Raw genomic sequence first — 7919 nt, forward strand, 5'->3', positions numbered from 1 at the left:
CCGGGTCAAGCCCGGGCATGACGTGGAGAGGCTGACGTGCGCCCTCGGATGTGCAATTGCACATCTGAGATGACGGCTTCGCCGTCACTTCTTGGTCTTGCCGGAATCCTTCACGGCCTCGAAGGTCGCGAATTCGACGTTGTAGAGTTCGCCGTCGACCTTCTCGACCTTGCGGATGTAGATGTTCTGGACGATGTCGCGGGTTTCCGGATCGATCGAGATCGGGCCGCGCGGGCTTTCCCACTTTGCGCCCTTCATGGCCTCGATCAGCGCATCGCCGTCGGTCTTGCCGCCGGTCTTCTTCAGCGCCTCGTAGATCAGGCGGATGCCGTCATAGCCGCCGACCGCCATGAAGCCCGGGCGTTGGCCGAACGCCTTCTTGTAGGCGGCGACGAATTCCTTATTGGCCGCCGAAGGATGCGCCGCGGAGTAAAGATGCGCCGTCACCGTGCCGAGCGCCGCATCGCCCATGCCGTTGAGCAGGTCGTCGTCCATCACGTCGCCGGGGCCGATCACCTTGATGCCGGACTTGTCGAGCCCGCGCTCGGCATATTGCTTCATGAAGTTGCCGCCCTGGCCTGCCGGCACGAACACGAACACCGCGTCAGGCTTGGCGTCCTTCATGCGCTGCAAGAACGGCGCGAAATCAGGGTTTTGCAGCGGCACCTTCACTTCTTCGACGATCTCGCCGCCACCGGCGGTGAAGTTCTGCTTGAAGAAGTTCAAGGCGTCGTTGCCGGGCGCATAATCGGAGGTCAGCGTTGCGACCTTCTTGATGCCGTTCTTGGCGGCCCAGTCACCGATGATGGTGGACGACTGCGCCAGCGTGAACGAGGTGCGGACGATATAGGGCGAGCGCTCGGTGATGATCGAGGTGCCCGCCGCCATCACGATTTCCGGAATCTTGGCCTGCGTCGCCAGCGGCGCCGCCGCGAGTGCCGCCGGGGTCACGCCGAAGCCGGCGATGAAATTGACCTTGTCGTTGACGATCAGTTCCTGCGCGAGCCGCTTGGTATTGTCGGGAACCGCCGCGTCGTCCTTGAGGATGACCTCGATCTTCTTGCCGGCGACCGTATCGCCGTTCTGCTGCATGTAGAGCTTGACCGCATTGTCGATCTGCTTGCCGGTCGATGCCTGGCCGCCGGTCATCGGCAGGATCAGGCCGATCTTGACGGTCTCCTGTGCCTGCGCCGGTGCAAGCGCCAGCATCGCGGCGACCGAGCCTGCGGCCAGCAATAATTGACTGCGAATAGACATGAACATCCCTCCCCCTGAACGGCCTTGTGTCCTCGAACCGAGTCCCCGGCCCTTGATCTCACCATAACCCAGATTTTTCCGCCGGGTAGCGCGGCAACATGGCGTCCCCGGGCATCCTGTTGTCAATCGGACGATGGACGAGCCCCCGCGACAACGCGCGTTGCTTGCGCCCTTCTATTGGGTATCTAAATACTATCGAACGTCAGGACTGCCGGAAACGACGATCGATTTGTACGATTGTACAAATGAAATGGTCCTGTCAACTAAGCGCGGCCGCAGAGTTCCCGGAATGCGACGCCCTAAATCCATCATCCTTAAAGGTGAAAGGCGTAACGTCTGCCTATGCCGACCAGCGCGCGCCATATTGTCACGATCGCAGCCGTAGCCCTCGCGGGCTGCGGGCTGATCGGCTGTGGGACCATCAACGAGAAACTCGCCGCCGGCGTCAGCGACGCCATTCCCGCCGCGATCGGCGGGCTCCCGGCAGATGCGCCGCCGCGCCCGGGCACTGCAAAGTATGACGAGTACATGCGGGAGCGTGAGCGAAAGCGCCTGCTGCCGGCGTCCGAACGCGACAAGGAAGAAAAGCCTGCGCCCGCCGCGCAGGATGCGGCACGCTAATCCATGAACACGACCGTCTTGCGGCCGTTGAGGATCACGCGGTCCTCGAGGTGATGGCGCATGGCGCGCGCCAGCACGCGGCGCTCGATGTCACGGCCCTTGCGCGAGAGGTCTTCGGGTGTGTCGCGATGGCTGATGCGCTCGACGTCCTGGTCGATGATCGGGCCTTCGTCGAGGTCGCGCGTGACGTAATGCGCGGTAGCGCCGATCAGCTTGACGCCGCGCTCATGCGCCTGGTGGTAGGGCCGTGCGCCCTTGAAGCCCGGCAGGAACGAGTGGTGGATGTTGATGCAGCGCCCGGACAGTCTGGCCGACATCTCGTCCGACAGGATCTGCATGTAGCGCGCCAGCACCACGAGATCGGTCTCGGAGTCCTGCACGAGCTTCCACACCGCATCTTCCTGCTCGCGCTTGGTTTCCTTTGTCACCGGCATGTAATGGAAGGGAATGTCGCCGAAATCGAGCGAGCCGTACGTCTCGCGCGGATGATTGGAAACGATCGCGGTCGGGATCATCTCGAGTTCGCCGGTGCGCCAGCGGTAGAGAGTGTCGACCAGGCAATGATCCGATTTGGAGACCAGCAGCATCACCCGGCGGCGGTTGGCGCGGTCGCGCATCTGCCATTCCATGGCAAAGCGGTCGGCGATCGCGGTGAAGCCGGTCTGCAGCGCCTGCAGTTCGACTGCGAGATCGGCCGCAGTAAACACCACCCGCATGAAGAACTGCCCGGTTTCAATGTCGTCGAACTGCTGGGCGTCCAGGATGTTCTGTCCGTTATGGGCGAGAAAGGTCGACACCGCGGAGACGATTCCGGGGCGATCGGGGCAGGACAGGGTCAGGACGAATTGATGATCGGGCATGGCGGACTTGACTACAATTCAGGCAGAAGGGTGAAACCTCGGATTTGCGCCCTGCTCTATCACCGCAGACGCGCTTGCGCCAATCCGGAAACCGGGGTCAGGATGAACAAAGCGCGAAGCAAAAGCGTTGGAGCGAGATCATGGCTGATAGATTGAACGGGTACCGTATCCTGATCCTGGAAACGCGCGAGGAAGCGCAATTTTCCCGCCTGCTCACCGAGCAGGGCGCCGACGTGCTGCAATGTCCGATGTTCACCATCCACGACGCACCCGACCCGGCGCCGGTCGAAGCCTGGATCAGGCGGTCGATCGAAAAGCCCTTTGACGACGTCGTGCTGATGACGGGCGAAGGCCTGCGCCGGCTGATGAAGGTGGTCCGGCGCATCGGCGCTGAACACACATTCGTCGCCTCGCTCGGCAAGGCGCGCAAATTTGCCCGAGGCCCCAAGCCGGGCAAGGCGCTGCGCGAAATCGGGCTGGAGCCGCAGATGACGACGGAGAAGCCAACCTCTGAAGGCGTCGCCGAGATGCTGTCGCGGCTCGATCTCCGCGGCCACCGCCTCGGCCTGCAGCTCTACCCGGACAAGGATCACAGCGTCCTGATCGGCGCCATCAAGGCGCAAGGTGCCGAGGTCGACACCGTGCTGCCCTATGCCTATGACGCGCAGGCCGCCGACGCCAACATCATTGCCGCGATCGACGAGATGGCCGCAGGCCGCATCGACGCGATTGCGCTGACCAATCTCGGCCAGATCCGTCGCCTGATCGAGGTCGCTCGCGCGCGCGGTTGCGAGGACCGTTTACGCGAAGGGCTCCATCGTACGCCGATCGCGTCCGTCGGACCCGCAGTCTCGGATGAACTCAAGTCCCACGGCCTGCGCACCGACATCTATCCGGCCGAAGACGCCTTCTTCATGCGACCGCTGATCTCGGCGATGGCGGCGGCGCTCGGCAAGAACCCGCCGCGCGCGGCGGCGAGAGGCTAGCGACGTCCAACGCGGTTGACGGGTCCGCCGCGGTTCATGGGCGTTCCGGGTCGGACCGCTTCGCGAGCGGCGGCACGGGCCACCGGGCGGGGCGCGAGGACTACGCCAGCCCGTGCAACGCAGTTTACCGGATAGCCAACGTATTGGCAGTAGACCACGGCGCTCGCCGGCCCGCTGCTGGCGATTACGCCTGTCAAACCCAACAAGGCGCTGAGCGCTAGCCCAGCGAACGTCACTGACAACAGAAGCCGCCGCATGTCATCCCTCCCGTGATCAGGCTCGCACGAACCAGGAAGTCAAAAAGGCATCTGGGCTCGGCTACCCCGGACGCAGATCAACTGCAGTTCGATTGCAGTGAGTTGACCTAGATCAACGCCGCCGCAGCAGCGGAAGTCCCCATCAGATGAGGTCAGACGCATCGTCGTCTGATGCCAAAGCCCGCCTGATTTCATCAGGCCAGCAGTTGGCGACGTGCATGGGTGGAAGATGCGGCCTACCTGGTATGTGACCTATGAAGTGCATAAGCGCGGCGTGCTCCCGAAGCGGCGAAGCCCTCGCTTAACCACCACCTTCGAGACGGAGGCGGAAGCCAAGGACTTCGCCCGCGCCAGGCTGCATGAGGGATTGAGTGTCTTTGCCGGCACAATCAATCCCCACATTCCGCGGCAGCTTGTCTCCTCGCACGACATTGCAGCCTGGTTGGCCGACGAGCAGGAGGAGTAGGCCGCCACTTCCCCATGCGCGGGCGGTCTGACTCGGTCTTATCCAGCGTTGCATCAGCCAAAGCCGCTCAGGCGGATTGGCACCGATGTGGGGCGCCCTAGCCCCGTACCGTCAACACCAGAAAAAGAAGTCGTCCATTCACCAATTCCCTTGAGTGTTGCCATTTTGGCACGGGGGTTCTGGAGACCCGCGCATAGCCTTCGAATCGGAAGTTGGGGGACTGGGACACGCGGACGGGCGACGGATGCGTGTTCGAACATATAGACGAAAATGGATTGGAGAAACGTTCATGAGGAAACTGCTACTCAGTACTGCGGGTTTATTGGCGCTTTGCCTGGGGACTCCCGCATCAGCCGCGGACATGGCCGTCAAGGCACCGCCGCCCGCTCCGCTGCCGGTAATCTACAACTGGAGCGGTTTCTACATCGGCGCCAATGGCGGCTGGGGCCAGAGCCGCAACTGCTGGGACTTAGTTAATGTGGCCGTGTTGGGCACCTTCGATGAGGGCTGCAGCTCGCGGTCCGGCGGCCTCGCCGGCGGCCAGATCGGTTATCGCTGGCAAGCCAATCAGTGGGTGTTTGGCGTGGAAGCCCAGGGCGATTGGGCGGATCTCAGCCACTCGCGCGTCAGCCTGTTCGATCCTACGCTCTCGCTTCGCACCACAACCGATGGCATCGGCCTCTTTACCGGCCAGATTGGCTACGCCTGGAATGCAGCGCTGTTCTACATAAAGGGCGGTGCGGCGGTGACGAGCAACCGCTTTACCATCCGCGATGACTTATTCCTTGTTGACCTGGCCTCGGCCAGCGCGACCCGCTGGGGCGGAGTCGTGGGTGTTGGATTTGAGTACGGCTTTGCACCGAACTGGTCGGTCGGTCTTGAATACGACCACCTGTTCATGGGCGATGCTAACAATTCGTTCACGGGCCTCCCTGCGTTTGCGGCCGCCTTTGCCAACAACCGGATCACCCAAGACGTGGATATGGTCACCTTGCGCATCAACTACCGCTTCGGCGGTTACAGCGCACCGGTCGCGGCCCGCTACTGATTGGTCCTGATCTTGACGTAAACATCAGCCCCGGCATTGCCCGGGGCTGATTATCTGCGACGATCGGTCGGTGGGCTTGAAGCCCGCAGCAGGGGTGCCGGCACCGCCTGGATGACCGAAGCTCGCCTTGGGTTCCGCTCCTTGACAGCAAACCGGTCACCTGCCCGCGAACAAGCCAAGACTTGATCTGGATCAAGGGCCACCGGACAAAACCCTCAAACATGAATGACCAGGGGGGCCGAGGAGCGACGCATGCCCCTGGCCCGATATTTCCTCTATGTTGGCGGAGCGCTGTTCGCGCTGCTGCTTATTGCGAGCGCCTGTTTGCCGATGTTGCCGCTTGCCATCGAGGCAAGTTCGAGTCCGGTCACCATCCGCATCCATTCCGAGCAGAAGTTGCCGGAGCGTGTGGTTTACGACACCAGCCTTCCAACGATAGTCCCCCAGGCGATTGCGAACGCGGAACAAAATGTTCCAGCCACGACAGTCGCCGATGTCCCGATCAAGGCGCGGCAGGCTCTTGCGCAACTGCAGTCATCTGACGCTGTCCAGTCCCGGGCCTCAGACGCAAGAAGGCGAGAGGTGAAGCAGCAGCACCAACGCAGATCGGCGAAGAAGCGCAAGGCGCCGCATGAGTTCATGATGGCGCGGCCAGCGCACTATGGCTGGTTTGGCTACGGAACCTGGTGACAGCCGGAGCCAAGGGCGATGTTCACCTTCACGCTTGTCATCGCGAGAGGCGGCCTTTGGCCGCCTCTTTAACTTTGATCGAAGATCATTACGAGCGAATGACGGGCGCAATCTTTGCTCGCCAGCTTGATGACTCCCCCTAGTCCACCTTGGCGCCGGCGAACTTGACCACCTTGCCCCACTTGTCGGTTTCGTCAGCCACCAGCTTGCCGAAATCGGCGGGCGAGCCCGGCAACAGGATGGCGCCGATCTCGGCAAAGCGCGCCTTCGCCTTGGGATCGGCCAGAATCTCGTTCACCGCCTTGTTGAGCCTGTCGACGATCTCTGCCGGCGTACCCTTCGGTGCGGCGAGGCCGTACCAGGCGCTCGCCTCGTAGCCGGGGAGGAAATCGGCGACCAGCGGCAGATCCGGCAGCACGTCCGAGCGCGTCGTGCTGGTGACCGCAAGCCCGCGGAGCTTGCCGGATTTGACGTGCTCGGCGCAGGTCGGAAGGTTGTCGAACATCACGTGCATCTGGCCGGAGAGCATATCGGTGAGCGCCGGCGCGCCGCCACGGTAAGGCACGTGCTGCATGTTGATGCCGGTGAGCATCTTGAACAGCTCGCCCGACATGTGGATCGTCGATCCGTTGCCTGACGACGCCATGTTGAGCTTGCCCGGATTGGCCTTGGCGTAGGCGATCAGTTCGGGAATCGTCTTGATCGGCAGCGAGGGATGCACCACGACGACGTTGGGAAAGCGGATGATGCCGGCGATCGGCTCCATCTCCTTCATGAAATCGAATGGCAGCTTGTCATAGAGCGTGGCGTTGATGGCATTCGCCGGCGCGACCAGCAGCAGCGTGTAGCCGTCAGGCGTCGCGCGGAGCGCCTGCTCGGTGGCGATATTGGTGCCGCCGCCCGGCCGGTTCTCGATGACGAAGGATTGGCCGAGCTTTTCTGACAACCACTGCCCCATCAGTCGCGCCGTGAGGTCCGCCGAGCCGCCGGGCGTATAGCCGATCACGAGGCGAACCGGCCGTGATGGATAGGCCTGCGCACTCGCGCTTGCAGCTGTGAGCGGAACAGCAGCCACACCGGCTGCGAGTTGCAGAAATTGACGACGCTGAATCTTCATCATGCTTCCTCCGACGCGCCGGCGGCTCTTGCGGCACGCCTGGGTGCACGCATCCTATCCGCGCGGCGGCGCGAAGCCGACAGCTATTCTCGGTCGCCGGGCAGCAGGTTCGCCGCGTCACTTCGTCTCGCTGGGACGGACTTGATGAATGACATCCATCGCGCCCCCTCCGCGCTGCGCGTTCGCAGCCAATACGGGGGCCGCGGCCAGCGTTCATTTTATTTCGTCGAGATACGCCTGATACGCGAGCTTGATGCCGTTCTCAAGGGAAGTGCTGGCGCGCCAGCCGAGTTTTGCAAGGCGGCTGACGTCAAGCAGCTTGCGCGGCGTGCCGTCGGGATGTGAGGGGTCGAAGCCGATCTCCCCGGTGTAACCCACGGTTGCAGCGACCACGCGGGCGAATTCGGCGATGGTGATGTCCTCGCCGGTGCCGATGTTGACCAGTTCGCTATCCGAATAGGTCTTCATCAAATGGATGCAGGCATCCGCGAGATCGTCGACATAGAGGAATTCGCGCCGCGGCGTGCCGGTGCCCCAGACCGCTACCTCTTTGGCGCCAGAAACCTTGGCCTCGTGGAAGCGGCGGATCAGCGCGGCGACGACATGGCTGTATTCGG

Annotated in this window: 10 protein-coding genes; 5 read left to right on the plus strand and 5 right to left on the minus strand. The window is 62.7% G+C overall.

Annotation, left to right across the window (positions count from 1 at the left end; translation table 11 throughout):
- Positions 1-84: 84 nt before the first annotated feature.
- Positions 85-1263: an ABC transporter substrate-binding protein gene (locus tag CQ12_RS12385; protein ID WP_057835591.1), complete on the minus strand. Its 1179-nt coding sequence runs from the start codon at positions 1261-1263 to the stop codon at positions 85-87.
- 336 nt (positions 1264-1599) lie between these two features.
- On the opposite strand from CQ12_RS12385, the gene CQ12_RS12390 reads away from it, so the two are divergent.
- Entirely contained in the window at positions 1600-1878 is a 279-nt protein-coding gene (locus tag CQ12_RS12390) for a hypothetical protein (RefSeq protein ID WP_057835592.1), read from the plus strand.
- Here the strand turns inward: CQ12_RS12390 and purU are convergent.
- Complete coding sequence (purU, locus tag CQ12_RS12395; protein ID WP_057835593.1) at positions 1875-2738, minus strand: formyltetrahydrofolate deformylase; 864 nt, start codon at positions 2736-2738, stop codon at positions 1875-1877. The genes CQ12_RS12390 and purU overlap by 4 nt on opposite strands.
- 140 nt (positions 2739-2878) lie before the next feature.
- Between purU and CQ12_RS12400 the strand changes: the two genes are divergently transcribed.
- Positions 2879-3724: a uroporphyrinogen-III synthase gene (locus tag CQ12_RS12400; protein ID WP_057835599.1), complete on the plus strand. Its 846-nt coding sequence runs from the start codon at positions 2879-2881 to the stop codon at positions 3722-3724.
- On the opposite strand, the gene CQ12_RS46280 is transcribed toward CQ12_RS12400, so the two are convergent.
- Positions 3721-3981, minus strand: a complete 261-nt coding sequence (locus CQ12_RS46280) for a hypothetical protein (RefSeq protein WP_083519257.1) — start codon at positions 3979-3981, stop codon at positions 3721-3723. The two genes, CQ12_RS12400 and CQ12_RS46280, sit on opposite strands and share 4 nt — an antisense overlap.
- Before the next feature lie 229 nt (positions 3982-4210).
- Between CQ12_RS46280 and CQ12_RS12405 the strand changes: the two genes are divergently transcribed.
- From CQ12_RS12405 to CQ12_RS12415, 3 genes are all read left to right on the plus strand, one after another.
- On the plus strand, positions 4211-4447 hold the full coding sequence (locus CQ12_RS12405) for a hypothetical protein (protein WP_057835600.1): 237 nt from the start codon (positions 4211-4213) through the stop codon (positions 4445-4447).
- 289 nt (positions 4448-4736) lie between these two features.
- Positions 4737-5495: an outer membrane protein gene (locus CQ12_RS12410; protein ID WP_057835594.1), complete on the plus strand. Its 759-nt coding sequence runs from the start codon at positions 4737-4739 to the stop codon at positions 5493-5495.
- A 252-nt stretch (positions 5496-5747) separates the two neighbouring features.
- Complete coding sequence (locus CQ12_RS12415) at positions 5748-6185, plus strand: hypothetical protein (protein WP_057835595.1); 438 nt, start codon at positions 5748-5750, stop codon at positions 6183-6185.
- Between the two features lie 139 nt (positions 6186-6324).
- Here CQ12_RS12415 and CQ12_RS12420 read toward each other — a convergent pair whose 3' ends face one another.
- Both CQ12_RS12420 and CQ12_RS12425 read right to left on the minus strand, forming a co-directional pair.
- Positions 6325-7305, minus strand: coding sequence for a Bug family tripartite tricarboxylate transporter substrate binding protein (locus tag CQ12_RS12420; protein ID WP_057835596.1), 981 nt, complete (start codon positions 7303-7305; stop codon positions 6325-6327).
- 210 nt (positions 7306-7515) lie between these two features.
- The coding region (locus CQ12_RS12425; RefSeq protein ID WP_157088169.1) for an NAD-dependent epimerase/dehydratase family protein at positions 7516-7919 on the minus strand (404 nt) is incomplete at its 5' end.

The sequence above is a fragment of the Bradyrhizobium jicamae genome (assembly GCF_001440395.1).
Taxonomy (GTDB): Bacteria; Pseudomonadota; Alphaproteobacteria; order Rhizobiales; family Xanthobacteraceae; genus Bradyrhizobium; species Bradyrhizobium jicamae.

Excerpts from the sequence above, each read along its gene's own strand:
- CQ12_RS12420 (WP_057835596.1), bottom strand. The coding sequence starts at position 7,305 with ATGATGAAGATTCAGCGTCGTCAATTTCTGCAACTCGCAGCCGGTGTG.
- CQ12_RS12415 (WP_057835595.1), top strand. The coding sequence starts at position 5,748 with ATGCCCCTGGCCCGATATTTCCTCTATGTTGGCGGAGCGCTGTTCGCG.
- CQ12_RS12410 (WP_057835594.1), top strand. The coding sequence starts at position 4,737 with ATGAGGAAACTGCTACTCAGTACTGCGGGTTTATTGGCGCTTTGCCTG.
- CQ12_RS12405 (WP_057835600.1), top strand. The coding sequence starts at position 4,211 with ATGCGGCCTACCTGGTATGTGACCTATGAAGTGCATAAGCGCGGCGTG.
- CQ12_RS12390 (WP_057835592.1), top strand. The coding sequence starts at position 1,600 with ATGCCGACCAGCGCGCGCCATATTGTCACGATCGCAGCCGTAGCCCTC.
- CQ12_RS46280 (WP_083519257.1), bottom strand. The coding sequence starts at position 3,981 with ATGCGGCGGCTTCTGTTGTCAGTGACGTTCGCTGGGCTAGCGCTCAGC.
- CQ12_RS12400 (WP_057835599.1), top strand. The coding sequence starts at position 2,879 with ATGGCTGATAGATTGAACGGGTACCGTATCCTGATCCTGGAAACGCGC.
- CQ12_RS12385 (WP_057835591.1), bottom strand. The coding sequence starts at position 1,263 with ATGTTCATGTCTATTCGCAGTCAATTATTGCTGGCCGCAGGCTCGGTC.
- purU (WP_057835593.1), bottom strand. The coding sequence starts at position 2,738 with ATGCCCGATCATCAATTCGTCCTGACCCTGTCCTGCCCCGATCGCCCC.